The organism is Methylomonas albis (assembly GCF_014850955.1).
GTDB lineage: Bacteria > Pseudomonadota > Gammaproteobacteria > Methylococcales > Methylomonadaceae > Methylomonas > Methylomonas albis.
Genome location: NZ_JACXSS010000001.1, coordinates 3,045,193 through 3,071,271, shown reverse-complemented (window position 1 = coordinate 3,071,271; position 26,079 = coordinate 3,045,193). Strand labels below are relative to the sequence as shown.

At 52.1% G+C, this 26,079-nt stretch carries 23 protein-coding genes and 1 pseudogene; 18 read left to right on the top strand and 6 right to left on the bottom strand.

The window, feature by feature from the left end:
• Positions 1-49: 49 nt before the first annotated feature.
• Positions 50-394, bottom strand: coding sequence for a DUF6156 family protein (locus tag EBA_RS14195; protein WP_225616290.1), 345 nt, complete (start codon positions 392-394; stop codon positions 50-52).
• Positions 395-636: 242 nt separating this feature from the next.
• Here EBA_RS14195 and EBA_RS14190 point away from each other — a divergent pair, with 242 nt between their 5' ends.
• From EBA_RS14190 to EBA_RS14140, 11 genes and pseudogenes are all read left to right on the top strand, one after another.
• Complete coding sequence (locus tag EBA_RS14190) at positions 637-1,992, top strand: (Fe-S)-binding protein (RefSeq protein WP_192375317.1); 1,356 nt, start codon at positions 637-639, stop codon at positions 1,990-1,992.
• Positions 1,993-1,996: 4 nt separating this feature from the next.
• A complete protein-coding gene (locus EBA_RS14185) occupies positions 1,997-3,703 on the top strand; it encodes an AAA family ATPase (RefSeq protein ID WP_192375316.1) in 1,707 nt (568 codons plus the stop codon).
• A 147-nt stretch (positions 3,704-3,850) separates the two neighbouring features.
• Positions 3,851-4,039, top strand: coding sequence for a hypothetical protein (locus EBA_RS14180; RefSeq protein ID WP_192375315.1), 189 nt, complete (start codon positions 3,851-3,853; stop codon positions 4,037-4,039).
• A gap of 107 nt (positions 4,040-4,146) precedes the next feature.
• A pseudogene (locus EBA_RS14175) lies at positions 4,147-4,628 on the top strand (IS3 family transposase); the annotation flags it as partial.
• An 846-nt stretch (positions 4,629-5,474) separates the two neighbouring features.
• Positions 5,475-7,970 (top strand): tetratricopeptide repeat protein, encoded by a 2,496-nt coding sequence (locus EBA_RS14170; protein ID WP_192375312.1) that lies wholly within the window; start codon positions 5,475-5,477, stop codon positions 7,968-7,970.
• A gap of 6 nt (positions 7,971-7,976) precedes the next feature.
• Entirely contained in the window at positions 7,977-8,312 is a 336-nt protein-coding gene (locus EBA_RS14165) for a J domain-containing protein (protein ID WP_192375311.1), read from the top strand.
• Positions 8,309-8,959: a nucleotide exchange factor GrpE gene (locus tag EBA_RS14160; RefSeq protein ID WP_192375310.1), complete on the top strand. Its 651-nt coding sequence runs from the start codon at positions 8,309-8,311 to the stop codon at positions 8,957-8,959. The genes EBA_RS14165 and EBA_RS14160 overlap by 4 nt, the downstream gene beginning before the upstream one ends.
• Positions 8,960-8,976: 17 nt before the next feature.
• Entirely contained in the window at positions 8,977-10,716 is a 1,740-nt protein-coding gene (locus EBA_RS14155) for an Hsp70 family protein (protein WP_192375309.1), read from the top strand.
• Complete coding sequence (locus EBA_RS14150; protein ID WP_225616287.1) at positions 10,716-11,093, top strand: hypothetical protein; 378 nt, start codon at positions 10,716-10,718, stop codon at positions 11,091-11,093. The genes EBA_RS14155 and EBA_RS14150 overlap by 1 nt, the downstream gene beginning before the upstream one ends.
• Positions 11,094-11,195: 102 nt before the next feature.
• Positions 11,196-11,774 (top strand): cyclin-dependent kinase inhibitor 3 family protein, encoded by a 579-nt coding sequence (locus tag EBA_RS14145; RefSeq protein ID WP_192375307.1) that lies wholly within the window; start codon positions 11,196-11,198, stop codon positions 11,772-11,774.
• Positions 11,765-12,427 (top strand): hypothetical protein, encoded by a 663-nt coding sequence (locus tag EBA_RS14140; RefSeq protein ID WP_223146684.1) that lies wholly within the window; start codon positions 11,765-11,767, stop codon positions 12,425-12,427. Before EBA_RS14145 ends, EBA_RS14140 begins: the two co-directional genes overlap by 10 nt.
• 590 nt (positions 12,428-13,017) lie before the next feature.
• Here EBA_RS14140 and EBA_RS14135 read toward each other — a convergent pair.
• Together EBA_RS14135 and EBA_RS14130 are read right to left on the bottom strand one after the other, a co-directional pair.
• Complete coding sequence (locus EBA_RS14135; protein ID WP_192375306.1) at positions 13,018-13,347, bottom strand: hypothetical protein; 330 nt, start codon at positions 13,345-13,347, stop codon at positions 13,018-13,020.
• 51 nt (positions 13,348-13,398) lie between these two features.
• Complete coding sequence (locus tag EBA_RS14130) at positions 13,399-13,569, bottom strand: hypothetical protein (protein ID WP_192375305.1); 171 nt, start codon at positions 13,567-13,569, stop codon at positions 13,399-13,401.
• A gap of 412 nt (positions 13,570-13,981) precedes the next feature.
• On the opposite strand from EBA_RS14130, the gene EBA_RS14125 reads away from it, so the two are divergent.
• Both EBA_RS14125 and fucP read left to right on the top strand, forming a co-directional pair.
• Entirely contained in the window at positions 13,982-16,174 is a 2,193-nt protein-coding gene (locus EBA_RS14125; RefSeq protein WP_229427843.1) for a glycoside hydrolase family 3 N-terminal domain-containing protein, read from the top strand.
• Between the two features lie 21 nt (positions 16,175-16,195).
• Entirely contained in the window at positions 16,196-17,452 is a 1,257-nt protein-coding gene (fucP, locus tag EBA_RS14120; RefSeq protein ID WP_192375303.1) for an L-fucose:H+ symporter permease, read from the top strand.
• A gap of 14 nt (positions 17,453-17,466) precedes the next feature.
• On the opposite strand, the gene EBA_RS14115 is transcribed toward fucP, so the two are convergent.
• The 3 genes from EBA_RS14115 to EBA_RS14105 are packed head-to-tail and all read right to left on the bottom strand — an operon-like array spanning position 17,467 to position 19,982.
• Positions 17,467-18,561, bottom strand: a complete 1,095-nt coding sequence (locus EBA_RS14115; protein WP_192375302.1) for a protein-glutamate methylesterase/protein-glutamine glutaminase — start codon at positions 18,559-18,561, stop codon at positions 17,467-17,469.
• 36 nt (positions 18,562-18,597) lie between these two features.
• Complete coding sequence (locus EBA_RS14110) at positions 18,598-19,194, bottom strand: chemotaxis protein CheD (protein WP_192375301.1); 597 nt, start codon at positions 19,192-19,194, stop codon at positions 18,598-18,600.
• Positions 19,191-19,982 carry a CheR family methyltransferase gene (locus EBA_RS14105; protein WP_267874707.1) on the bottom strand — a complete coding sequence of 264 codons (792 nt, stop codon included), beginning with the start codon at positions 19,980-19,982 and terminating at the stop codon, positions 19,191-19,193. Before EBA_RS14105 ends, EBA_RS14110 begins: the two co-directional genes overlap by 4 nt.
• A 182-nt stretch (positions 19,983-20,164) precedes the next feature.
• Between EBA_RS14105 and EBA_RS14100 the strand changes: the two genes are divergently transcribed.
• From EBA_RS14100 to EBA_RS14080, 5 genes are all read left to right on the top strand, one after another.
• Positions 20,165-21,373, top strand: a complete 1,209-nt coding sequence (locus EBA_RS14100; RefSeq protein WP_192375300.1) for a methyl-accepting chemotaxis protein — start codon at positions 20,165-20,167, stop codon at positions 21,371-21,373.
• Between the two features lie 20 nt (positions 21,374-21,393).
• The gene (locus EBA_RS14095) at positions 21,394-21,762 is read left to right on the top strand and encodes a response regulator (protein ID WP_192375299.1); all 369 of its coding nucleotides are present in this window, start codon (positions 21,394-21,396) and stop codon (positions 21,760-21,762) included.
• Positions 21,763-21,793: 31 nt separating this feature from the next.
• Positions 21,794-22,126 (top strand): STAS domain-containing protein, encoded by a 333-nt coding sequence (locus EBA_RS14090; RefSeq protein ID WP_192375298.1) that lies wholly within the window; start codon positions 21,794-21,796, stop codon positions 22,124-22,126.
• Positions 22,123-24,312, top strand: a complete 2,190-nt coding sequence (locus EBA_RS14085; RefSeq protein WP_192375297.1) for a chemotaxis protein CheA — start codon at positions 22,123-22,125, stop codon at positions 24,310-24,312. Before EBA_RS14090 ends, EBA_RS14085 begins: the two co-directional genes overlap by 4 nt.
• A gap of 121 nt (positions 24,313-24,433) precedes the next feature.
• Positions 24,434-26,074 (top strand): methyl-accepting chemotaxis protein, encoded by a 1,641-nt coding sequence (locus EBA_RS14080; protein WP_192375296.1) that lies wholly within the window; start codon positions 24,434-24,436, stop codon positions 26,072-26,074.
• Positions 26,075-26,079: the final 5 nt, after the last annotated feature.

Sequence of the window (26,079 nt, the reverse complement as noted above, 5' to 3'; positions counted from 1 at the left end):
GCACAGCACTTCCGGTTTGAAATTAAACTTTTAAATACACCCCCTCGGCTTAACCCGCCGCCAACGCGGCTCCGGCTTCGTCAAAGCGCAACACATTAATCTCGCCATCTGCGTCAGTAATTTCCGCTTCGGCCAGCGTGCCGTTAAAGTGATATGTGTACACATGACGTAATTCCACCTCGCCGTAGACCAATTTTTCCAATAGCAGCAGACGCTGATCGGTATCGTAACAACCGCGAAAATAGGTGTTGCGGTTTTCCAGATGGCTTTCGTCTGCCAGTTCGTTGACGAGTTTCAACGGTAATTTCACGCCGCTGTAGCTGATGAAATAGCGGCAGTCGCAGTTTTCCAATTCCACTTCGATTTTCCCAGGATAAAAAACTAATTTCCGCAATATTTGTGCCGGAATAGATGGGCCGAATTGTCTGGGCTAAGAGGCGATTTAAGCTAACTATGCTGTGACAAATCATTCGCCGCCGCTGCGGATTGTCGGGTTTGCTACATCCTGTCGAGTGGCAAGCGGGCGCGAAAATGAAACAATAGCGCTAAAGCTAGGGCTGATCAGCGTCGCGCGTCCATCAAGCATGGCCTGGCTTCGTTTTTGCTTGATCTAGGTTTTTAATCAGCCTAGCGCCTATGAAACTGTTTCTGGATTGGTCGTCGTATGAAAACGCCGGGATGGGTGATGCCTATGCCGATATTCCCAAGCACGGCGCGGATTTCGCCAAGGCCGTGGCAGTGTGTATCGGTAGCAAGCAATGCGAACGCGATGCCAAAGGGGTAATGTGCCCCAGTTTTAGGGTGACGCAAAACGCCGGTTTATCGCCGGGTGGACGGGTGAGGGCCTTGAAGGCGGCTTTGAACGCCGATAATGAAAGCGCTTTTTTCAATGCGGAGCTGGCTGAAACCATGGCCTTGTGCATCAGTTGCAAGGGTTGTAAACGCGAGTGCGAAAACGAAGTGGATATGGCTCTGATCAAGGCCGAGTTTCTGGCGCAGCAGGTACAGCGCAACGGAGTTTCTCTGCGGCGGCGGCTATGGGCGGAGCTACCGAACATACTGCGGTGGCGTGGACTCAGGCCGCTGATCCATTGGCGTAATCGTTTGCCGCTGCTGGCGCGTTTAGGCGAAGCCTGGCTGGGCATCAGCGCTAAAGTCCGCTTACCGGAACCCGCCGTGCAAGCGTTTCAGGTGCCGGCTCAGTCCGCGTTGAGCTTGCATCCGGCGTTGGCCGACAAACAAGTCGTTTTACTGGTTGATACCTTCAATTATTACTTTAATCCTGCCGCCGCCGAAGCCGCTAAAAAGCTGCTGAATAGCGCTGGTTATCACGTACACATCGCCACGCCGCTGGCCGGGGATGAGTCAGACCGACCCTTGTGCTGCGGCCGCACCTACTTTTCCAACGGTATGATAGACAAGGCCCGTGCCGAGGCGACGCGCATGCTCAGCGCGTTAGCCGAACATGTTGCCGCCGGTCGCACGATTATTGGCCTAGAGCCGTCCTGCATCCTCAGTTTACGCGATGAATATTTAAAGCTGGGTTTGGGTGAACCGGCGCAAAAACTGGCGGAAAAAGTCTTATTGCTGGAAGAGTTTATCGTCCGCGAACAAGCCGGCAAACGCTGGCCCATCGAATTTCAAGCCATTCCCGGCGTTAACAGTTTGCTATTGCACGGCCACTGTCATCAAAAAGCCGTGGGTGCGATCAAGTCGGTACGCAAGTTGCTGAAACAGTTGCCTGATTTGAAGTTCGAACTGATCGAATCGTCTTGTTGTGGGATGGCCGGCAATTTTGGTGTCGAAGCCGAACATTACGAGCAAGCCCAAGCTATGGCCGAACTAGCCTTATTTCCAGCGCTGCGCGCCGAACCCGACGCACTGCTGGTCGGCAACGGATTTTCCTGTCAGCAGCAGATCGGCAACGGCGGTTTCGCCCAGCCGCTGCATCTGGCCGAAGTACTTTGTTTAGCCCTACCGTCACAGGATTGATGCGATGAAATTAACCATAGAGAAACGTTATCTTCAACAACTACTTACCGATCACCCGCGTTTGCAAAGCTTAAACGACCAGTTGCGGTTTGGCACCAAAGCACAAGTGCCTTACGATTTACTCAGCGAGGCCGAATTAGCCAGCCTGGCCGGTATTTACTTGCAGCAAGGTGAAGCCCTGCAACAACAAGCGGCATTATTGAGTGCACTGCAAGCGGCTCTGGCCGACAACAGCCATCGCTACAATATCGATCAACTGGAAATGCTACTGCCCGCAATCGCCAACTATTTTCTGGACGGTGGTATTCGCGGCTGGTTGTTTCATGTCGAGCCTTCCGGCAGAACCTTGGCTTATTTGATCACCCGGCTGGATTACACCCCGCCGGGCGAAGAAGAAGCCGGGCGGATCTTGATCGAATTGAAAGCTAATACCAAGGGTAAAATCATGGTTGAGAGCCTGATCATTCGCAGCAAGGATCTGGCTAACAAAACTCTACCGGAGATTTTTGCCACGAAAGGGTATTTAAAAGAAACCCCGGAATTAATCGCCAGTTACGATGAGGCCTCCGTGCGCTATTTCGATTGGCGGGCCCGCTACGGCGAGCAATTCTCCGGTTGGGGTACGGGCGAATACGCCGAAGACCCGACCGCCAGCCATCGCAATAGTGATTGGACCCGCAAAAACACGGTAGTGATGTCCTCCGGCGGCGGCATCTGCCGCTTGGTCAACGACGAGAATATCCTCAGCGAACGGGCTTTGAGCTTGGACGCCTCCGGCGACATTCTCGGCACCTATCTGCGTAAGGCCGGCAAAAGCATGCGCTACGACAGCAAAACCGAAAGTGCCATGGAAGCCGCCAAAGCCGAAGTGCCCAAAGGCATGTTCACCGAGATGCCGGTGCATGGCTATATTCTGATGTTTCATCTGGAATTGCATCACCACGTTTGGGTGTATGTCGATGATACCCAGCCTTATGTGTATCAGCCGGAATTGAAGCAAAAACTGATTTTGCCGCCGGAGCAAACCGATTTGATCGATATTCTGACGGCGGAAATGGACATGTTGATGGATGACATCGTCGCCGGTAAATCCGGTGGTACCACGGTGCTGTGCGCCGGGCCGGCCGGCGTGGGTAAAACCTTGACCGCTGAAGTCTATTCGGAAATTATCAAACGGCCTTTGTACCGGGTACATTCCGGGCAGTTGGGCTTAAACGTCGCCGAGATGGAAAAAACCCTGAAGGACACCCTGATCCGCGCCCAACGTTGGGGGGCGGTGATGCTGATCGACGAAGCCGATGTTTACATCAAAAGCCGGGCGGATAATCTGGCCTCCAATGCCGTGGTTGGCGTGTTCTTGCGGGTGCTGGAGTATTTCAATGGCCTGTTGTTTTTAACCACCAATCGGGTCGACGACATCGACGAAGCCATTATTTCCCGTTGCATTGCCATGCTGCGCTATCACGCCCCGGACCATGCGGATCGCTGCAAAATCTGGCGGGTGATGACCGAGCAATTTAGTTTGCCGGTCAAGGAAGAATTGATCGACGAGTTGGCGGCGATCTTTCCCGGCGCCACTGGTCGCGACATCAAGGGCTTGACCAAGTTGGTCGCCAAGTTCTGTCAGCAAAAACAGCTGGCACCGGAGCTGGAAGTGTTTAAGCGCTGTTCGGTGTTTAGGGGCTTAGAATTGTTGGACGAAGCCGCCTAATTAGAAAACCGCGCAATATACTTAGTCTTGCTACTGTTTTATTAAGTAAAACAATAAATTGCCAGTTGCGCGTATTGTTGATTTTTAATAAGCGGATATAGTGAAAGCGAGATTTCGTTTTGACCGACAAACGGTCCGGGAGGCCAAATGAAAATTGCTAAGCTAGGAAATACCGGCATCGCCATGCTGATTGTCGTCATTGCTGGCTTGCTAGGTATATTACCGATGGGGCTGGTCTTTTCCATATTGCTATTTGCCGCCTTAATGCGCGGTAGCGTGATGTTAATTGATAAAGCCATTGATACGGCGCAAGCGAAGGAAATCGATCGGCATTGATCGGGGTATTATTAACTAGTCCAATAATATGTTTGCTCCCGCGCAGGCGGGAGCTGATCTTGCCCCCAATTCCCAGACACCCAGTTAAGAGAGTAATCTCGCAACCTGAGGCAACCACCAATAGCAATCATTCCTTGCCGGTTGCGCCCAATCGGCTAAACCAGAACTTTGAGGCCGATCGACCGGATCAAAAATGGGTCTCCGACATCATCCATATCTGAACTGACGAAGGCTGCTTGTATTTGGCTGTGTATGCGCGGCGGGTGATCGGCTGGTCAATTTCAGAACGCATGACCGCCACATTGGTCGGCGATGCTTTAACCATGGCGCTTTGGCGGCGTCATTTGCCCAAGGGTGTGATTGCGCATTCGGATCGCGGCAGTCAGTATTGTTAAACGGCGTACCAAAAGCTGCTGGCAAGCATCAATTAATTTGCAGCATGAGCAAGAAAGGCGATTGTTACGATAATACGGCCATGGAAAGCGGGAACCACAGCTTAAAAGTGGACGCGATCCACGGTGAGCGGCTTACAACTCGCCAAGTTGCCAAACAACATGCTCTGAAAATCTTGGAAACGGAGCGCAAGCGAAGTGAAGATTTTTAGTCCCCGATAGCCGTAGCGCCGGGCGGGTTTTCGCAGCGAAGCGGAGAAAACCTGCAAGGCATCGCGACACGGCGTCAAGTCATGCGAGAGCCGATGTTTCGACCCCCTGTTGGGTCGAAATGAGGTGACGCGGACGAATCGGGGCCGCCGAAGGCATAAACTGCCAGCAAATTTTTCGGCGCTGAAATCGGATGGGACCCATTTCAGCTTTACCGAAAAATGCTGGCGCTCTTGCGAAACGCTATTTTCGCTTTGGGACCATGCCCACCGGTCCGGCACTAACCCTTCGATAGCGAATGATAGTTTGTTTCCCGTTTCGCCTCGACTTGGACTTTCAAACCATCGGCCAAATAGCGTCGAGCAGCGGCTTGGAACCTAAAAAATCGGCGGGGTTCTCTGAAGATCGGCTTGGCCGCACAAAAGATCGAAGGGATACTTCCGAATATCGCTGGGATACTTCGGAAACTCGACGAGGTCGCTCGGATGGTATAAGGGTAGCTCCGGAAGTCCCCCCCGATATCCGAAGCATCCCTTCGATGCCGAGTAAGCTTTCGGCGCCGCCCCGAAAGCTGCCTAGGCCAACCGCTATACCAAGCAAAGCGATGGGATGATTTTGCTCATGCGGTCCAGACAGAAGTCAGCTCGGTTAAAATCCGACTCACAAGGCGCCCTCCTTAGCATTTAAAAACCTGTGTGCATCCGTCGTTCACGATTAGTCAATAAGGGGAAATCGGATCAAATGGACGATTGCATACGAACGCATAACAGGCGGCATATGCCGGTGCTGTTTTATAATGCCTTTTTGAAGCACCGGCTAATCCCTAAACAGCCATGAAAAAAATCATTCAGAAAATTTCCGCCGCGATTGCCGAATCGACCCTTCCGGAAAAAGCCAGGGCATACTATGCCGCCGGGCGTTTTAAGGAGGCGAGTGATTTATTCAAGGAGCTGTTGAAGCTATCGAACGACGCCGAAATCAAACGCTGCTTGGCTGATTGCTATCTGCAACGGGCCAGGGGAATGGCGGCCAAGGCTATGTTCAAGGAAGCCTGCGTGCTTTGGGAAAACTACGCCGCTCACGCCGATTGCCCGCTGCAAGCGCAAGACGCTTACCTGTTGTGGCTGTTGGCCGGCAAAAATGAGCGCAAAGCCTACGCCAGGTTGTATGCTTTTACCGCACGGCAGCTGGACGAAGAGTTTCCTGGATTGTCGGTCCATCTGGGCGCGCTACTGGTTTCCGGGGCGCCCGATCTGATAGCGCATTTACCTCAGGATTCCGCGCTGCTGAAGCATTGGGAATGGATAGGCGCGGCGCTGGCGGCGTATCGCGATGGCGAGCGGGAACGTTGCGAGCAGGCGCTGAAACAATTGCCGTTCCGTTCGGCGTTTCGCGATTTGCGCACCTTGCTGAAAGCACAGCTACTGGATGGTGTGGACATCGAGCAAGCGACGGTCATGTTAGCCAAAATCCCCGACGAATCGCCTTATCAACCGCTGGCTAAGGCCTGCTTGGCTTATCGGCAAACCGGCGCGGATTTCGTCGCCAGCGTGTCGGCGCTGGAGCACAATCAACGCCGTATTGTTGCCCAGGCCAAAGGTCTTAATGCCCGCCAGAGTCAGTTATTGGAAGCGCTGGCCAAACTCAACGGCCAGATCGACGCCAAGGCGCGCTTCAATCTGGTCCTGCAATATCGCGATGTATTCGGCAACGCTGCCGCGCAAGCTTACTGCCTGGGCGTGTTGGCCGAGTATCCGGGCGGCGAGAAAGACTATTTCAAACACTTCGCCGGCAAAGACTCGTTCGAGGAAAACCGTTTGCAGGCCTTGTTGCACGAACAAGCCGAAAACGCCTACGACGCCGGCTTTTTCTGGGAACGCTGCATCGATATTCTGAAACAAGACCGGCCGGCGAATGACCGCAAAATTGCGTTGATCCTCAGGCGTATGGCCGATAAGGCTTATTCCGGCGAAGCGGCAGCCATGTTGGCCGACAGCCTGGAATACGACCCGGACGACCGGCAAAGTTACCTGAAGCTGCTAACGATTTACCAGGAACAGCGGCCGGATCCCGCTCAGTACGAACACTGGTTGGAACGCGGCCTGCAACGTTTTCCAAACGATACCGAGTTGCTGGTGCGGGCAGCCAAATCGGCCGCCGCCAGAAAAGCCTTTAAAAAGGCGGCGGCTTACGCCAAAGCCTTGTTGCAGATCGATCCGGTCAATACCTTGGCTAAACAGCTATTGTTCGCCAATCACATGGCCCACGCCCGTCGTTTGATCAAAACCGAGAAATTTCATTTGGTCGAAAAGGAAATACAAGCGGCAGAACAATTGACCATCGATAAAAGCCTGCGCCGCCAAGCCGAGTTGTTGCGCGGTTTTTATCTGTGGCAGGCCGAGGACAAAGCCCAGGGCTTACAACGCATCGCCGATACGCTGGCAAGCCTGTACGACGATCCGGTAAATATGCATGTGCAAGCCCAAATCGAAGCCGGATTGTTGGAACTGCCGACACAGGGGCTTAGCCGCGTGCTGCCGGCGTTTAAGGACTATTTGCTGTCCGCCCCGCAATTGCAGCGGCTGATTGGCTTGCTGAATTATTACGACGAGCAATTGGACGATAACAGCCTGATCCTGAAAGCCCTGGACAAAGTCAAAGCGCCGCTGAAGAAGTCGGCGGAATGGCTGCTGGACCATGAAACGCTGTTGCTCGCCTGGTGCCAAGCTTTGGAAAGCATCGGTCATTTCGAGCTATTGAAGCACTGCGCCAAAATGGCTCAGGCCCGCCGACACACGCCGGCCTTAATGTATTACCGGACGCTGGCCGAATGCCAGGGCGATGCCAGCCACTTGGACTTAATGAGCTTATACCGCTTGGAAATTGCTTTGGCAGACGCGCGGGCGGATAGCGACAACAGGACCGCCGGATTGATCGGCCGCCTGCTCGAACGGGCCAGCGGGGGCGCCGAGCTTTTGCCGTCGGCGGATGACATTGAGGATTTCGATCAGCCGCCGCTGAGCGACGATCCGATTGAAGATTTGTTCGGTCACATTCCGGACGCCGTGTTCAAGCGTATCGAAAAGAAAATCGAGGAGCTGGTGCGCAAGCGCGGTCCCGATCAGTTCGTCGCCCAAATCATGCATCAATACGGCAACGGTCCCGATGATCAAAACCTGGCGATCTTGTTCATGAATCAAGACTTCCTATGGTGTGTGACGGTATTCGCCGCCGCCGAGGAACTGAAACTCGAGATCGGCGTCGGTTTAGACGACATCGTCGCCCGCTTTAACCACGATTCTCCGCAGTATTCGCTGCCTTTCAATTAAGTGCTTATGATTTCACCGTATGACATTCTGGGCGTGCCCGAACAGGCTAGCGACGCCGACATCAAACAAGCCTATCTGCAGCGGGTCAAGGACAATCCGCCCGACCACGACCCCGCGCGCTTTCGGCAAATTCAAGAGGCTTTCGAAGCGATCAAGGACCAAGACAGCCGGCTGCGCCACGCTTTGTTTGCTATGCCCCACATCGAATTCGATGCGCTGCTGGCGCAAGCCTTCGGCCAACCGGGTGCCGGCGGGCCGATGCCTGCGGACGATTTCCTAAAGCTGACGAGTACGCTGTCTATCGAAAAATCGCTCGCTCAATTGACTAAAACGCCATCATGACCACAGAGACCCCGCAAGACGAATTGCTGACAGCCTTGCAGCATTATCTACAGGAAACCGATTTTGCCCATTTGACCGCACTCGACCAACCGGATTTGACCGCCTTATTCAGCGATTTGGCTGGGCTGAAAACCGAAGTCAAAGCCGAGTCGCGGCAGTTCAAAGCCACACTGGATAGCTTGAGCGAGGCGGTCGCCGTGCTGAAAGCCGATAATCAAGCCTTGGTGGACGAACTGGCGAAAGCCGGCGAACGCCTGCAACAACAGCGCCGCGAGGACGAACGGGCGCTGCTACTGGAATGGCTGGATATTTACGACCGGCTCAGCGCGGGCTATAGGGCCTTACAAAATTATCGCCCGGTCGATGGCTTGTTCAGTCATTCAAAACCACAGGATGTCGGTTTCATCGCCAGCGTTGGCGAAGGCCAGGAAATCACGCTGAAGCGTTTGGAACAGATGCTGCAACGCCGGCGGGTGTTTGCCATCGATTGCGTCGGCCAGCCCTTCGACGCGCGGACCATGACGACCCTCGCCATCGGCAACGATCCCACGCAGGCAAACGCCATTGTGCTGGAAGAGCTGCGCAAGGGCTTTTTAATGGAAGACCAAGTGCTGCGCTTGGCGGAAGTCAAAGTCAATAAACTTTAAGCATTCAGGGAACACATATGAACGACATCATCATCGGCATCGATCTAGGGACCACCAACTCCGAAGTCGCCATCGTCGAAAACCGCAAGGTCACCGTGATCGCCGACAGCGGGCACAAGATTTTGCCGTCTTTCGTCGGGCTGGACGATAACGGCGAGATTCTGGTCGGCGCCAGCGCGCGCAATCAATACCTGATTTATCCGGAGCGCACCGTCAAGTCGATCAAACGCTTGATGGGTCAGGATGCGCGGGTCACTATGGCCGGTCAGACCTACACACCGCAAGAAATTTCCGCGATTATCCTGAAGCGCTTGAAAAGCATTGCCGAAGCTTATGTCGGCCGGCCTATAGCCAAGGCGGTGATTACCGTGCCGGCCTATTTTTCCGACGCTCAGCGCCAGGCCACCCGTGAAGCCGGGGAAATCGCCGGGCTGGAGGTGGTGCGGATGATCAACGAGCCGACCGCCGCCGCGCTGGTTTACGGCGCCGGCCAGCTCGATGCCAAACGCATGCTGGTGTACGACTTGGGCGGCGGCACCTTCGACGTGTCTGTGGTCAACGTGCAGAGCGGCGTCGTCGAGGTGCTGGCCAGCCATGGCGACAATCATTTGGGCGGTGACGATTTCGATCAGTTGATCGTCGATCGCATCCTGGCGCATATCCGTCAGCAATTTGGGATCGAAGTCGAGCCGCACGGCAAGGCAATGGCACGCATCAGCCGGGCGGCGGAACAGGCGAAACTGGTATTGTCCGACGAGCCGTTTGCGGCGATAGAGGAAGAATATTTGCTGGAACGCCAAGGCACGCCGCTGCATTTGACGATGGAATTGGCGCGTTCGGAATACGAAGACCTGATCGCCGACCACATCAACGCCACGCTGGACGCCACCCATATCGCGCTGAAGGGTGCCAAATTGATTGCTTCCGACATCGACGAAATCATTCTGGTCGGCGGCTCGACGCGCACGCCGTGCATCCGTGAACGCCTGTTCGACGAATTCGGTTTCGAACCGCACGGCGAGGTCGATCCCGATCTGTGCGTGGCGATGGGCGCGGCGATGCAGGCGGCGATGATTAACGGCGAGGATATCGGTACGGTCTTGGTCGACGTGACGCCGTATACCTTCGGCACCTGCGCGGTTGGTTATCTGGACGGCATGCCCTATCCCTATCAATACATACCCATCGTGCATAAAAACAGCGTGTTGCCGGTGCGCAAGTCCGAAGCTTTCGAGACCTTTAGCGACAATCAACGCGAAGTGAATGTGCGGATTTTTCAAGGCGAGGACCCGGATGCGTTGAACAACATCGAAATCGGCGAATTTTTGGTCGAAGGTTTGTTGGACGTGCCGGCCGGCAACATCATCACCTTGACGCTGGACCTGGATTTAAACGGCATCTTGCATGTTTCGGCGCGGGAAAAAGCTTCCGGCAAGGAAAAAGCCATCACCATCAACAACGCGATTTCCCGCTTTGATGACAGCGAACTGAGTAGCGCCAAACAGCGTATCGACGGCTTGTTCGGCGGTTCGGCCAATGGCGAGGCGGATTCGGTTTCGGAAAGCCCAGCCGTGGTCGCCGCGCTGCAAGTCATCAAAAAAGCCGAATTGCTGTTCGAAACAGTCTCCGCCGAAGACAAGGAAGACATGGTCGATTTGATCGAAACAATCTCGACTTGTCTGGAGAGCAGCGACGAGGCCGGGCTGCGCGAGCCGGTGGAACGCTTGAACGACATCATCTACTACCTGGAATCGTGATGCAGCGCTGCCCGGCCTGCAACGCCCGGCTCGGCGCAACCACACTGTGCCCGCGCTGCGGCGCCGAGTTGAAGCAAATCGTCCGTAGCCAACGCTTGGCCGAACAGTGGCTAGGCGTCGCTATGCAAAGTCTCGCGGCCGGTAGACCGGCTATCGCGGTGCCGGCGCTGTTGCGTTCGTTGAGTTTCAAGCAAACCCCGGCCGCCAAGCTGATCAAAGGTTTCATGGTTCAGCGCCTATATCGGACGCTTTATGATAATGTGGCGGAGCAACGCTGGCCGGAAGCGCGCGATATTTTGGGCCATTTGCGAATGCTGGAAGGACCGAACGAAAGCTTACGCCGGTTTGACGAGATGATAGGCCATCTGTCGGATTAGATCATTTCAGTCACCCCATGCCCAACTATATCCTGGATTACCACTACGGTTGCTCGTGCTAGACTCGTGCGCAGACATGCAATATTTCGGCAGGATGGCACTATGACAGCGGCGCGTACTAGTCACTCTCACCCTATTCAAATCGCAGAAGTCCGGGCCAGCCCGTCGCATGGCCGGATAGGCATCACCTTCTGTCCAGGCAAGCATGACCGTTTTGCTTACACCGGGGCTTGGGAGCGCGACCTCGGCATCGATTTGGATGCCATTGCGGCCTGGGGGGCAAAGCTGGTGTTAACACTCGTCGAACCCGCAGAGCTCACCGCCCTCAAAGTGCCGCAGCTCGGGCATGAAATTCGCCGACTAGGCATAGCCTGGCGCCATCTGCCTATTGCCGACTATTCTGTGCCTACCCAGGCCTTTGAACAACAGTGGATCGAGCAAGGCCGCGAGATCCGCGAGATGTTGCGTCATAGCGATGATGTGCTGGTGCATTGCAAAGGCGGCCTGGGTCGGGCGGGTATGATCGCGGCGCGGCTACTGGTGGAATTAGGCATGGATGCCGAAGCGGCGATTCATGCCGTTCGCCATGCGCGCAAGGGTGCCATCGAAACACCTGCACAATTGGCCCTAGTACGCCGAACCCAGCCCATCCCCAGCCCGGAGCCTAGCGATTGCCGCTGATTGATACCAACACTATGCAGCGGCTTGCCGGGCAGTTGGGTAGCAACCCCGCAGGTATTTATCAGGACGACAACGGACGACGCTATTACGTGAAGACCCTCGACTCGCCGGCGCATGCACGCAACGAAATGATGGCAGCCAAACTCTACCAACTGGCTGGTGCGCCGACTTTGACTTATCTGCACACAAACGCGCCTGATCAGATCGCAACTGAGTGGGTCGAACTGGATAAAAAGTGCATAGCACATCTCAGTGAAAGCGAGCGCAAACAGGCCCAGCACTGGTTTGCAGTGCATGCCTGGACGGCCAACTGGGACGCCGCCGGCTTCAATGGCGACAACCAGGGTGTCGTTGACAGCAAAGTACTGACACTTGATGTGGGCGGCGCACTGGCATTCCGGGCGCAGGGGGATCCCAAAGGCAAAGCATTCGGCACCCGCGTGGACGAACTCGATGTGCTGCGGCATGACACTGGCAACCCGCACGCCGTCAAGCTGTTCGCTGACATGAGTGCTGACGACATCAAACAGAGCATAATGGTGGTGACACGGATTCCTGACGAACAGATACGGCAGGTCATTATTGACAGCGGCGGCAGTCAAGCACTGGCCGAGAAGATGGTTGCGCGCAAAGCCGATATGGCTGGACGCTAGCTAGTTTTCGCGTAAGAATTGATCGGTCGTCGGGAGCGATGTGTTAGCAATGTTGGTTGGCATATTGAAGCTTTCCCTGTTTGTGCAACTTCACGAACGAGTCGACCGGTTCGTAAAGGTGCGAATACTTGTTGTTCAGTGGCGGTTGCAAGATGTAAATGTAAAACGACTCGACGTCCTCAAGGAACATTTCTGGAATACCGCCAAAGCACCAGAAATGCGAGAAAGGAAGCTGAGCCTTACGATGTTGGATAAGGCGCTTGTAAATAGTGTTGGACTTCCCAGCGTAGACGATCTCATGACTCATGAATTAAGAAGTAGAACCCGCCCTTATTGGGCCCTTCTCCCAACTCATAAGGAACGCCGTTTTTTACGATGTGGCCAGCGGTGTATAGAAAATTCGGAAAGCTTTGCTCAAGCCACTTGATGGGTGGGATACCTAGTTCCCTCCAGGGCTCTTGGGGGAGTAGGAAGATGTCATCCCCGTATGGTGTGGAATAGGCATTGCTAACGCCACACATCAGACGACCGAAAATCGCGTAGCGGTTTTTGGGTCGGCTGAATGTGATTGTTAAGACTTGCTTTGATGTTCATTGCAATGGCCAGATTTTTCGAGTTTTCAGGAAACTATCAGGGACCAAGAATGTACACATGTATTCGTTCACACCGAAGAGTTCACCCACACCATGCTGGTAGTGTGCGGTAGTTGATAATTGCGAGAAAACCTCTGCATGCCAACGTACTAGCAATAAGGTGTAGTACCGCCCAAAATTTTGAACTACTTCAACTTGGCCTGTGCGAACGGATGCTTGTTTAAGATTGCTCATTTCTTGGCCGGTTTCATCGACATGTAAAACCACTGAGTGAGCTCCGAGCATTCGCTCGACTAGTTCTGCGTTCTTCTCAACTTTAAGTTGCACTGGCTTTCCATAATAGTGTTCGGCAAGGATGGCGTTTGCAACAATACTCCGTCATTTGGCTATCGGCTCCTCTTGACTTAAGTTCGGTTCGCCAAGGGAGCCGAAGTTCGCATAGCGTCCTTTGCTGGCATCAGCAAATGCTTTGAAATAAACGAGTTTCTTTACATTTAACAAAATGCACTTAGGATTACCAGATTTATCAGCTGCGAAGCTGGGTTTCATTATCATTCAACCCAACCTACCCGTGCAAATCCAACATCGGCTTATTATCTATTTGTGGTCATTGGCAAAATTAAAGTGATAGTCTCTTTGGGGTCAATCACGGTAAATCAACAATCTCAAGCCTTTTTTGCACGGAACGCCGGATTTGCCCTATTGCGTAATCGACCACATTTTGCACAATACAGAAATATTTTCAGCTTTCAGCCAAGCTGATGTTTCCACTTTATAATGCAATCGTCCTGATTTTTTACCAATAATTGCTAGCGCCTTGCTATCTTAGACCTGACTTTTGCCGTGCGTAAGGCAGGTATTCCAATCGATTGAACGTGCGTCATCCAAATTTTAAGCAAATCTCTTGAAAACTAAACTAGCTTTTTTAATTCTTTCCCTATTCGTGGCGTTGGAGTCCGGTGTGAGTGCACAAGAAACAAACGACAATGTTGAAGCGCAGGTCCCGGCCTTATTGGCCAAAATGAGCCTGGAAGAAAAAGTCGGGCAGATGACGCAGATCGACTTTAGCGTGATTTCGGTGCTGAATGGCGAGGTGGCCGATCATCCTGTCGATTTAGCCAAATTGGAAGATGCCATATTCAATCGGCATATCGGTTCGATACTGAATACGCCCACCACGCCGAATAATCAAACTCAGCCCATCGAAAAATGGCGGCAGATTACCCAGTTGATACGCGATGTCGCCGCCAAGAGTCGCCTGAAAATCCCGGTGCTCTACGGCATAGACGCAATCCACGGCGCGACATATACCGAAAATGCAGTGTTATTCCCGCAAGCGATCAGTATGGCGGCGACGTTTAATCCGGATTTGGCTTTTAAGGAAGGCGAAATTACCGCTAGGGAAGTGAAAGCGTCCGGGTTGGATTGGAATTTCATGCCAGTCGTGGACATCGGCCGGCAACCGCTGTGGCCGCGTTTGTGGGAGACCTACGGCGAGGACGTGCATTTGGCCGTGACCATGGGTAGTGCCTATATCCATGGTCATCACGGCGACGATTTTGCGGCAGCCGACAAGGCGCCCACTTGCTTGAAGCATTATGTTGGCTATAGCTATCCCTTAAATGGCAAAGACCGTACTCCGGCCTGGATAGGCGAACGGGCCTTACGCGAATATTTTCTGCCGGGTTTTGAAGCCGGCGTGAAAGCGGGTACGCCCACTGTGATGGTCAATTCTGCGGAAGTGGACGGCATTCCCGGCCACGTCAACCATCATTATCTGAATACCATTTTGCGCGACGAGATGGGGTTTAAAGGCTTCACCGTTTCCGATTGGGCCGACATCAGCCGTTTGTATACCCGTGATAAATTGGCAGCCTCGCCGCGCGAAGCAGTGAAAATGGCAGTAATGGCCGGCATAGATATGAGTATGGTGCCGTTTGATTACTCGTTCTATGACTTGCTGCTGGATTTGGCCAAGACCGGCGAAGTGCCTATGAGTCGCATCGACGAAGCGGTGTCGCGGATTTTGCGGGTGAAATATCAAAGCGGTTTGTTTGACAGACGCGAACCGGCGCTGGCGGTAGACGGTAATTTTGTCACTGAAGACGCCGTGGCCGCTAACCGCCAAGCCGCGCGGGAAGCGATTATTTTGGCAAAAAACGAGCAGCATATGCTGCCTTTGAGCAAGCAGGCCAGCATTCTGGTAACCGGGCCGACCGCGAATTTATTGAGCGTCATGAACGGCGGCTGGACCATCACCTGGCAAGGTGCCGCCGAACATTTATACCCTAAAGACAAGCCCACCTTGCTGCAAGCGATTCAGCAAAAAACCAGCGCTAAAGTGACTTACGTGGGTGGCAAAAATTTCAGCGATGAAATTAATATCGAACAGGCGGTGACGCAAGCTCGGCAGCACGATGTGGTGATTTTGGCGCTGGGCGAAAAAACCTATACCGAAACCGAGGGCAATATCGAATCCTTGCAGTTGGACCCGGTGCAAATGCAACTGGCCAGAGCGATATTCGAAATTGGCAAACCGGTGGTTTTAGTCACATTCGGCGGCCGACCGCGCATCATCACCGAATTAGCTAACAAGGCGCAGGCCGTGGTGTTGGGCTTTTTGCCGGGCATGGAAGGCGGGGCGGCGATGGCTGATATTTTGTTCGGCGATACCAATCCCAGCGGTAAACTGCCGATTTCCTATCCGCGCGATACCAACGACATCGTGATGTATGATCACAAGCCGATAGAGGCTTTCGAGAGCAATCAGTATCGGCCACTATACCCGTTCGGCCACGGTTTGAGTTACACCACGTTTCAAACCAGCGGGCTAAGTTTGAGCAAAGACAGAATTGCCATGGGCGAGAATGTCGATGTGACCGTTAAGGTTAAAAATACCGGCGCGAGAACTGGAAAGGAAACCGTGTTGGTGTATTTGCACGATGTCGCGGCGTCGGTATCGCGGCCGGTGAAGCAGCTAAAGGCGTTCAAAAAGATAGCATTAAAAGCCGGTGCGGAGCAGATTTTGCAATTCACTTTAACGCCGCAGGATATGTCCTTTATTGGCGTAGATATGCGGCGTGTCGTCGAACCCGGCGAATTCGAGGTGATGGTTGGTACCGAAACGGCTGGTTTTCAGGTCGTCAAACCCTAAATCAATTAGCAGGATTAACCTATGCCGGATCAACCAAACCTGGGTAGACAGTCTTACACAGGTTCTTTAAGTATTTTGACCTCGCTGTTTTTTATTTGGGGCTTTATTACCTGTCTTAACGACATCCTGATTCCGCATTTAAAGGCGGTGTTCACCCTGAGTTATACCCAAGCAATGCTGATTCAGTTTTGTTTCTTCACGGCTTATTTTCTGATATCGGTGCCCAGCGGCTATCTGGTGGAAAAAATCGATTACAAGGGCGGCATCATCGTGGGCTTGGCGATTGCCGGCTGCGGCTGTTCACTGTTTTATCCGGCTGCCGGCTTGCATTCCTATCCTTTGTTTTTGGCGGCGTTTTTTGTGTTGGCTTCGGGGATTACCTTGTTGCAGGTTTCTGCCAATCCTTACGTGACGGTGCTGGGTGATCCGCATACCGCGTCGAGTCGCTTGACCTTGACTCAAGCGTTCAACTCCCTGGGCACCACGCTGGCACCGTATTTTGGCGCCTTGTTTATCTTGTCGATTGCGGTTAAGAGCGCTGATCAGATCAAGCTTTTGGATGCAGATCAACTCACTGCGTATCAGGCTGCGGAAGCCGCAGCGGTACAGAATCCGTATTTATTGCTCGCGGCCCTGTTGTTTTTAATGGCCGCAGTTTTTGCGTTGCTGAAGTTGCCTAAGATTAACCAGCAAGCCGAGGCTAGTGGCCCAAACGAAGAGGGTGATAGCGCCTGGCACCATGCGCATTTGGTATTGGGCGCCGTGGCGATTTTTGTGTACGTGGGCGGCGAAGTGTCAATCGGCAGCTTTTTGGTTAATTTTCTGGGCGAGCCGGATATCGCCGGCTTGGCTGAACAAGATGCCGGCAAATACGTGTCGTTTTATTGGGGCGGGGCGATGGTCGGTCGGTTTATCGGTGCGGCGGTGATGCAGAAAATCCATCCCGGCAAGGTGCTGGCGTTTAATGCTTTGGCGGCAGCAGCTTTGGTGTTGGCGACGATGTTGGGTAGCGGCACACTGGCAATGATAACGATACTGTCGGTAGGATTGTGCAATTCCATCATGTTTCCCACCATTTTTTCGCTGGCTTTGACCGGCCTTGGCAAACATTCCGGCCAAGGCTCCGGCATTCTCTGCGCCGCCATCGTCGGCGGGGCTATCTTACCGTTACTGCAAGGTGCTTTTGCCGATCATATCGGTATTCAGCAGGCATTTTTCATTCCTTTATGTTGCTACCTGTTCATCGCCTATTACGGTTTTCGCTGCCGCCGGTTGTAGACAAAACTGGCCCTTTACCCTTTCAAGAACTTTGCCCGATTGGGCGATTGAATGATCAAGTTGGGGATACCAGATAAAGGCAGTTCGCCATCCGTGCCACCGAGTTTTACCGCTTCCTTGGGCATGCCGTAGACCACGCAGCTGGCTTCGTCTTGGGCGATGCAGAGTGCGCCGGTATCGTGTAACTCCTTCATGCCATGTGCGCCGTCGTCGCCCATCCCGGTCATGATTATGCCTAACACGTTTTTGCCGGCGGCTTGCGCGGCCGAGCGAAACAGCACGTCCACGGACGGACGGTGGCGGCTGACCAATGGGCCATCCTTGATTTCCACCCTGTATTGGGCGCCGCTGCGACGCAGTAACATGTGTTTGCCGCCAGGCGCGATCAAGGCCAGGCCGGGGATGACCCGGTCGTTTTGTTCGGCTTCTTTGACGGTAATCTGGCACAAGCTGTCCAGCCGTTTGGCAAAAGCGGCAGTGAAAGCTTCCGGCATGTGCTGCACGATGACGATGCCGGGCGTGGTGCGCGGCAGCCGAGTCAACACGTATTCCAATGCCTGGGTGCCGCCGGTCGACGTGCCGATGGCGACGACGCGGTCGGTGGTTTCCGTCATGGTGATTAGGCTGGTGTGCGCGAGTACCGCGTCGGCGGTTAATTTCGGGCTGCCTTCCAGGGGTTTGCCGGTCGGGACCGATGATTTTTTTAGTCTGGCATGTGCAGCACCTTTGATCGCATCGGCGAGTAGGGTTTTTGAGTCTTGCAGAAAGCCCTTCAGGTTAACGGTGGGTTTGGTGATGATGTCAACGGCGCCGGCGCTCATGGCTTGCATCGTTACTTCCGCGCCCCTGGCGGTTAGAGTCGAGCAAATAACGACCGGGGTAGGATGTTCATGCATCAACTTTTTCAGGAAAGTGATGCCATCCATGCGGGGCATTTCTATGTCAAGGATGATGACATCCGGCCAATCCTTTTCCATGCGGGCCAATGCAAAGATTGGATCCGGCGCGGCACCGATAACTTTGATGCCGGGAAGGCTATCGAGTAGGCCGGTTAATACCTGTCTGACCACTGCGGAGTCGTCAACAATAAATACTTTTGTGTCTGCCATATAGCCTTTAAATGTGCCGGTTAAATCAGAGTTTGTTTACCAGAATTCGGCGCTGCTTCTGAATTTTTCATGTTCCTCAATGTTTTTCTTCCAATAGCGGCGTTCTTCGTTTTCAATCAGTCTTTCCTGGTCGTGATCGATTTTTTTGATAAAGACCGAATAATCAGTACCGACGAAATGGACGTTTCTGCCGATATTGCCGCCAAGACAGGCACTAAGCATAGGAATGTTTTCTTTTTTTAGGAACTCTTTTATGAATAAAACATTTACATCGCCTACTGTGGCCTTATTATTTCGGTCTTCTCGCAGCTTGAGCACATTGCCGCCACCGAAACATTTGGCGATCAGGTTAAGACGGTTTGCACCCAGTTTCATCATTTCGTTAATTAACAATTCCATTGCATAGATGCCGTAACGGCCTTCATCGGATTCGATGATAGGCTGGTTTTGCGCATGTGAGCGGTAGGCCAGGAGAAAATGGTTCATGCCGAAAACCCGGTTGATCGGGTCGTACAGACAGGCAGCCACGCAAGAGCCCAACAGGGTCGAAATTACTTCCGGCTGGCGAGAGGCATAAAATTCACCAGGGTCAATGACGATGCGTTGGGTGTCTTTGAATGGCAGGCGCTTCATGGCTTTCGGTATATTGAGGGTTTGATCATTTGTAACTGTTCCGTAACCCTATGCAGACTTTCCGAATGGCTGATAATGAAATGTCCGCCCGGTTTCAAGGCGGTGATCAGCCGTTCGACGACCTGTTTTTTGGTGTCCTGATCGAAATATATCAGGACGTTTCGTAGAAAAATCACTTCGAACTTACCCAGTGAAGGCGGCAGTATGCTCATCAGATTGATTTGATCGAACTTTACGCGGGTGCGCAGCTGGCTATCCACCCGAAAAAAACCTTCCTGGCTGCGGACACCCTTCAAACAATATTTTTCCAATAGGTGTTTATCCATCTGCTCCAGTCTATCCAGTGGATATACTCCTTGGCGGGCAATCTCCAACACACGGGTACTTAAATCGGAGCCGAAAATTTCCCAATTGCGCATGCCCAGATTTTCCGCTAATACCATCGCTAGAGTATAAGCTTCTTCTCCCGTTGAACTAGCCGCGCTCCAAACTCGAAACTGCTCACCGCGCCAGGGTTTAAGAATGTGCTGCTGAAAAAAATCGAAATGCTTGGGTTCCCGAAAAAAATAGGTTTCATTGGTCGTCAGTATGTTGACCAGCGTTTGAAACTCATGTGGGTAATCCGGGCTGGTAGCCAGCTGATAGTATTCGCCGTAATTGTGCACCTGGTAATAGTCAAGACGTTTGGCTAGCCGACTGGCTACCATGACTTTTTTCTCCGGTGTAAGAGCGATGCCGGCATGGTTGTAAATCAGAATCCTGAAGCGTTCGAATTCTTCGGGTGTTATTGGGGCGATATTAATAAACAGTCCTTCGAAAGTAGGGTAGGTGGTTTGATTATGTCAGTAAATGATTACATGAAATGCTGAGAACTTAACAATAACAAAAAACCTAAGATGATAGTGGGTTGAATGCAGCTGCAAAACTATCTACTATCCTTGATATACCTAAAAACACAAATGGAATTCCCATGCTTCGTAAACCTTATCCCACAGCCAAAAGCCCCGGCCCCATTGGTTTTTATGTGTTAACGGTTGGCTTGGGAGTGGCCGGTGGATTGTTGGCTTGTGTGCAAACAGGGTTTAGTCTGATCAGCATGGGCGCCACTGCCGCGCTTGGTTTTGCCGGTGTTCTGGTGGGGTCTACTTTGTATAATAGCCAGCAAGCCGTGCTTAACGAGGTTAATAAGGCTTGGCGGGGCGACGAAGACTTAAAGCTGCAAGATCTTGAAGCTTATGCCATTGAGCTGGAGCGCTTATTTCTGCAGGTGGTGCCCATCCTGCTCAGACAAGTACAAACTTCCAGAACTCACACCGAACAAGAAATTACCGTGCTGACAAGTCGTTTTGCGGCGATGGTTAATCAGTTGGAAAGGCTGATTTCCGCCGGTGGGCGGAGTCGTCAAGGCCGTAGCGTTGATGTGTTATTCAGCGAAACCCGGGATGCCTTGACCGCGGTCTTAAAAGTTTTAAATCAAATTCAAGACGTTGAACACGCGGTAGTCGACGAGGTTCGTAAGCTGTCCGCGCATACCGGTCAGTTGGATACCATGGCGCAGGAAGTGCGCAAGGTGGCCGAACAAATCAATTTATTGGCACTTAACGCTGCTATCGAAGCAGCCCGAGCAGGCGAAAATGGCCGGGGCTTTGCGGTGGTAGCCGACGAAGTGCGTAAACTGGCTGGTTTTTCGTCGTCCACTGGCGAAAAAATTAGCCATGCCATTGCGGATATTAACAAAGCGATGGCCTCCACCTTAAAAATGTCGGAGGCATCCGGGTCTTCGGACGACAAAGCGATACGCGATGCCGAGCAGGCCATACGCACCGCACTGGACGATTTGCGGGTAGCTTTGGATATGTTCAGAGATGATGCAGACCAATTGCGCGGTAACAGCGCACAAATTCGCGATGAGATTTTCTCGGTGTTGACGGCGTTCCAGTTTCAGGATCGGGTCAGTCAAATGTTGTCCCATGTCGAACACAATCTAAATAGTCTACAAACCGCGGTGGATACCACGCGTAACAGTGGCGAGCGCCAAGCCAATAGTTTGGATGTTGGGGCAACATTGGCGCGAATGGAACTGAGCTACACGATGCCGGAAGAACTGATGAATCACTCTTCCGGGTCGGCGGTAAGTCACCAAAGTACCTCCACTGACGATGAGATTACATTTTTCTAAATTTAATGAAGGATTGAGTAATGGCTAAAACCATCATGATTGTTGATGATTCGGCATCCATCCGCCAGGTTGTCGGTATTGCCCTTAAGAGTGCGGGCTACGATGTGATCGAAGCGTGCGACGGCAGGGATGCGCTGAACAAATTAACCGGACAAAAAATCAATCTGATCATTACCGATGTGAATATGCCAAATATGGACGGCATAACCTTTGTTACTGAAGCTAAAAAATTACCGGCCTACAAATTCACCCCGATGATGATGCTGACTACCGAAGCCGCCGATGATAAAAAGCAGGCTGGCAAGGCGGCAGGCGCTAAAGCGTGGTTGACCAAACCATTTCAAGCCCCAACGTTACTCGATGCGGTTTCCAAATTGGTGTTGCCTTAAAAACAACTCCGCTGCACAAGGGGAGAAAACCTTGGCTATCGAACTAAAGCAACAAAAAAAGGGTGTTACCCATCTTGCCATACAAGGTGAATTGACCATTTATTCGGTGCTGGAACACAAAGAGGCACTGTTCCCGTATCTTAGTTCGGCTAAGGAGATTCAAATCGATCTCGCCGATGTCACCGAAATAGACAGCGCCGGCTTGCAACTACTGATGTTTCTGAAGCAGGAAGCAGTAAGCCGAGGCATCACTTTTAGCCTGAGCCAACATAGCGAAGCGGTGGTTGAAGTGTTGGAACTGCTTAATCTTAGCAAGCATTTCGGTGATCCTATCGTTATCTCCGCAGACTGGAAATCATCATGAGCGAATTAGACGCGGCCTTAACAGTTTTCGCCCAAGAGGCCGAAGAGTTGTTAACAGATATGGAAGACGCTCTACTATCCCTGGAGAGCAAACCGGACGATAGCGAAACCATCAATAGTTTATTCCGGGCCATGCATACCATCAAAGGCTCTTCCGGATTGTTCGGCTTTAATGCCATCGTGGGTTTTACCCACGAAGCGGAGTCGATTCTGGATAAAGTGCGCAACGGCGAACGCAGTATCGATGCGGAATTGATCTCTGTGTTGTTGGATAGTAAAGACCACACGGCTAAATTGATCGAACATTGTTTGACACAGCAAGAAGCAGCATTACCTGCTAGCTTGTCGGCGGACAGTGAACGCTTAATTCGGCAATTGACTGGACGGCAAACTACTGACATGCAGCCCAGCGACGATAGCGTGCAGTTGGAAACAGAAGGTGGTGGCGAAATATCGGTGGACGACCATTGGCTTATTTCACTGGCGTTTCAGAAAGATGCCTTCCGAAATGGCATGGATCCCTTGTCGTTTATTCGCTATCTGCGAACTCTAGGTGAGATTAAACAAATCCTTACCGTCGCCCCTGCAATGCCGGCTGGTGACGATATGGATCCGGAAACTTGCTATTTGCATTTCAAAATTGCTTTTCAGAGCACCGCGAATAAACAAACAATTGAAGCGGTGTTTGATTTTGCCTCGGACGATTGCGAGATCAAAATTTTGCCGCCCAATTCCAAAATAGAAGAATATGTAGATCTGCTGAACGCTCAGGATGACAATGATATTAAGCGCTTGGGCGATATGTTGCTGCAGGTTGGCGCGCTGACTCAGAACGACGTTAATCATGCCTTGCAAAGTCAGCAGGCAATCATTGAGGCAGAAGAAGAAGGGGTTAGCAAACCGTTGGGTGAAATACTGGTCGAGCAACATGTTGTGCAACAGCCATTAGTCGATCAAGCCTTAAAAAAACAGGAGCAGACCAAACAAAAACTGGCAAGCGAAGCTAATTACATTCGTGTCGACGCCACCAAGCTTGGGCACTTGATCAATTTGGTGGGTGAGCTGGTCATCTCCAGTGCGGCAATGAATTTGATTGTCGAGCGGCACGGACTCAGCGATGCCGGCGATGTGGCCGCGAGCATGAACGCCTTGGTCAGCAGTATTCGCGATACCGCATTGGAATTGCGCATGGTGCAAATCGGCGAAACCTTTTCCCGGTTTAAACGGGTGGTGCGCGACGTTAGCAAGGAGCTGGATAAAGACATCGAACTTTATATCAGTGGCGGTGAAACCGAGTTGGATAAAACCGTTGTCGAAAAAATCAACGATCCGTTAACCCACTTGATCCGCAACGCCCTGGATCACGGCATTGAAAGTCCCGCGCAACGCCTCGCTGCCGGTAAACCGGCGCAAGGTATCGTGCAACTCAATGCCTATCACGAATCGGGGCATATCGTGATTCAAATCGCCGATGACGGTGCTGGTTTGAACAGCCGGAAAATACTCGACAAAGCAATAGCCAATGGCCTGATAAAACCTGATCACGATTTGTCAGAGCAGGAAATTCACAACCTGATTTTTGCCGCCGGGCTTAGCACCAAGGATCAGGCTACGAACTTATCCGGGCGCGGTGTCGGCATGGATGTTGTGAAAAAAAATATCGAAGCCTTACGCGGTTCGGTTGAGATAGACAGCCTAGAAGGCGAGGGCACCACCATTTCCATTCGTTTGCCGCTGACCTTGGCGATTATCGACGGCTTCATGGTTGGCACCGGCCAGGAGCGTTACATTATTCCGCTGAGCATGGTGGATGAATGCATCGAGATGAGCGCTAGCGACTGCGAGATCGATGAGATACAGCATTACATTAATTTGCGCGGTCAAGTGTTGCCTTATTTGCGATTGGCAGATTACTTTCACAATACTTCTAAAGATCCCGGCAAAAACCGTGAAAGTGTAGTGGTCGTTAAGTCAGGTCAAAACAAAGCAGGCTTTGTGGTGGACGAATTACATGGCGAACATCAAACTGTAATTAAGCCCTTAGGCAAGGTCTTCGAAAGACTCAAAGGTATTACCGGCGCAACGGTCTTGGGTGATGGTAACGTCGCCTTAATTTTGGATGTGCAGGGTCTTATTGATTCGGCTATCCATTCCAAACACCGAAAAATGCCGATCTATGAATCTTGAAATTCTAGCAACACCGTTGGGAATCGATTTTTGCCAATTTCATGCAGCGGTTTCCCAGGGGTAACTAAAGCCCTCAAGCAATACCCAACATCCCAGGCTTTAATTTAACAGGAATAAAACAATGAAAATGACCGTGGTAAGAAAAATGATTTTACTGGTTGTCGTGGCCATTATTGGTCTGGCGGCTGTTGCCTGGATAGGGCAACGCAGCATGAATAGTGTTTATGAGAAGACGAACTTTGCTAACTTAAATACGGTGCCGGCGCTGGCGGCCCTGGGTGATGCCGGGCAGCGGTTGGGGCGTTTGCGGGTCAGGGTCTATCGGCATGTGTTGACTGAGGATATCGCGGAAAAGGAAAAAGTCGAAGCCACTATCAAAGACGCGCAGGACGGTATTGAGAAGGCCTTTGCGGCCATAGAGAAAACTGTTGATGACGAAAAAGACAGAAAATTCCTAGAGGAAATGACAAAAACGTACAAAGAATATGCTTTATCAATCGATAAAATTATCGTGGTTTCTAGAAAAAATAATGATGCCGACAGTCGGACGGTACTTGCAGCCGGGGCGCCCATTGCCGAGGAGTTCAACAGTAAAATCGACAAGTTCCAAGAGTATGTGATTGAAATAGGCAAAAAATCGGCTGACGAAGCCGCGGCTGAAAAAGAAAACGCAACTTTTATGGTGAATGTGATCAGTGCATCGATCTTGATATTAACCGGCATACTTGGCTGGGTAATTACACGCGGCATTATTCTGCCTTTGAACGAGCTGCAACGGGTGGTGGACGCATTGGCGCAAGGCGAATTTAGTACCGCGATTAATATTGATCGTGAAGACGAAATTGGCGTGGTAGCGAATGCCTTGAAGGCTATGCGCGGACACTTGGTGAGAGTGGTGCAAGAAGTCCGTTCCAATTCGGAAGCCTTATTGAGCGCATCCCAGCAAGTCAGTGCCACGGCACAATCGATGAGCCAAATGGCGACCGAGCAAGCGGCTAGTGTGGAAGAGACGACCTCATCGATTGAACAGCTTAATTCGTCGGTGCAACAAAATACTGAAAACGCCCACATCACCGAACAAATGGCGACCAAATCTGCCAGCGAAGCGCGTGACGGGGGGGATGCCGTGAATGAAACGGTCTCTGCCATGAAACATATCGCCAAGAAAATTGGCTTAATTGAGGATATCGCTTACAAAACCAATTTGTTGTCCTTAAACGCTGCCATTGAAGCGGCGTCTGCTGGTGAGCATGGTAAAGGATTCGCAGTCGTGGCGGCAGAGGTGCGTAAGTTGGCAGAAAGCAGCCGCGTGACCGCAGAAGAGATTAATGAGTTGGCGACCAACAGCGTTGCCATCGCCGAAAAAGCCGGTTCCTTGATTAATGCAGTGGTACCTAATATCTCCAAAACATCCGATCTGGTGCAAGAAATCAATGCGGCGTCAATCGAACAATCCAGTGGCATCAATCAAATCAACGAAGCCATGCGCCAATTGGATAAAGCAACCCAGCAAAATGCAGCCAGTGCTGAAGAGCTAGCGGCTACGTCGGAAGAGCTGAATGGTCAAGCAACGCAGCTACAGCATGCAGTAGCCTTCTTTAAGTTGGAAGAAGATGCCAGAACGCAAAATTACAGAGCGGCTCCCCCCTCACCGCGTCCAAGCAGGGGGCCGGCTAAACCAGTTTTTACACCTAAACCTGTGGCTACCCACGCAGGTGACGGGTCGATTAATTTTAACGACAAAGACTTTGAGCGCTTTTAGTCTCT

Excerpts from the sequence above, each read along its gene's own strand:
- EBA_RS14190 (WP_192375317.1), top strand. The coding sequence starts at position 637 with ATGAAACTGTTTCTGGATTGGTCGTCGTATGAAAACGCCGGGATGGGT.
- EBA_RS14185 (WP_192375316.1), top strand. The coding sequence starts at position 1,997 with ATGAAATTAACCATAGAGAAACGTTATCTTCAACAACTACTTACCGAT.
- EBA_RS14180 (WP_192375315.1), top strand. The coding sequence starts at position 3,851 with ATGAAAATTGCTAAGCTAGGAAATACCGGCATCGCCATGCTGATTGTC.
- EBA_RS14170 (WP_192375312.1), top strand. The coding sequence starts at position 5,475 with ATGAAAAAAATCATTCAGAAAATTTCCGCCGCGATTGCCGAATCGACC.
- EBA_RS14165 (WP_192375311.1), top strand. The coding sequence starts at position 7,977 with ATGATTTCACCGTATGACATTCTGGGCGTGCCCGAACAGGCTAGCGAC.
- EBA_RS14160 (WP_192375310.1), top strand. The coding sequence starts at position 8,309 with ATGACCACAGAGACCCCGCAAGACGAATTGCTGACAGCCTTGCAGCAT.
- EBA_RS14155 (WP_192375309.1), top strand. The coding sequence starts at position 8,977 with ATGAACGACATCATCATCGGCATCGATCTAGGGACCACCAACTCCGAA.
- EBA_RS14150 (WP_225616287.1), top strand. The coding sequence starts at position 10,716 with ATGCAGCGCTGCCCGGCCTGCAACGCCCGGCTCGGCGCAACCACACTG.
- EBA_RS14145 (WP_192375307.1), top strand. The coding sequence starts at position 11,196 with ATGACAGCGGCGCGTACTAGTCACTCTCACCCTATTCAAATCGCAGAA.
- EBA_RS14130 (WP_192375305.1), bottom strand. The coding sequence starts at position 13,569 with ATGAAACCCAGCTTCGCAGCTGATAAATCTGGTAATCCTAAGTGCATT.
- fucP (WP_192375303.1), top strand. The coding sequence starts at position 16,196 with ATGCCGGATCAACCAAACCTGGGTAGACAGTCTTACACAGGTTCTTTA.
- EBA_RS14115 (WP_192375302.1), bottom strand. The coding sequence starts at position 18,561 with ATGGCAGACACAAAAGTATTTATTGTTGACGACTCCGCAGTGGTCAGA.
- EBA_RS14110 (WP_192375301.1), bottom strand. The coding sequence starts at position 19,194 with ATGAAGCGCCTGCCATTCAAAGACACCCAACGCATCGTCATTGACCCT.
- EBA_RS14100 (WP_192375300.1), top strand. The coding sequence starts at position 20,165 with ATGCTTCGTAAACCTTATCCCACAGCCAAAAGCCCCGGCCCCATTGGT.
- EBA_RS14095 (WP_192375299.1), top strand. The coding sequence starts at position 21,394 with ATGGCTAAAACCATCATGATTGTTGATGATTCGGCATCCATCCGCCAG.
- EBA_RS14085 (WP_192375297.1), top strand. The coding sequence starts at position 22,123 with ATGAGCGAATTAGACGCGGCCTTAACAGTTTTCGCCCAAGAGGCCGAA.
- EBA_RS14080 (WP_192375296.1), top strand. The coding sequence starts at position 24,434 with ATGAAAATGACCGTGGTAAGAAAAATGATTTTACTGGTTGTCGTGGCC.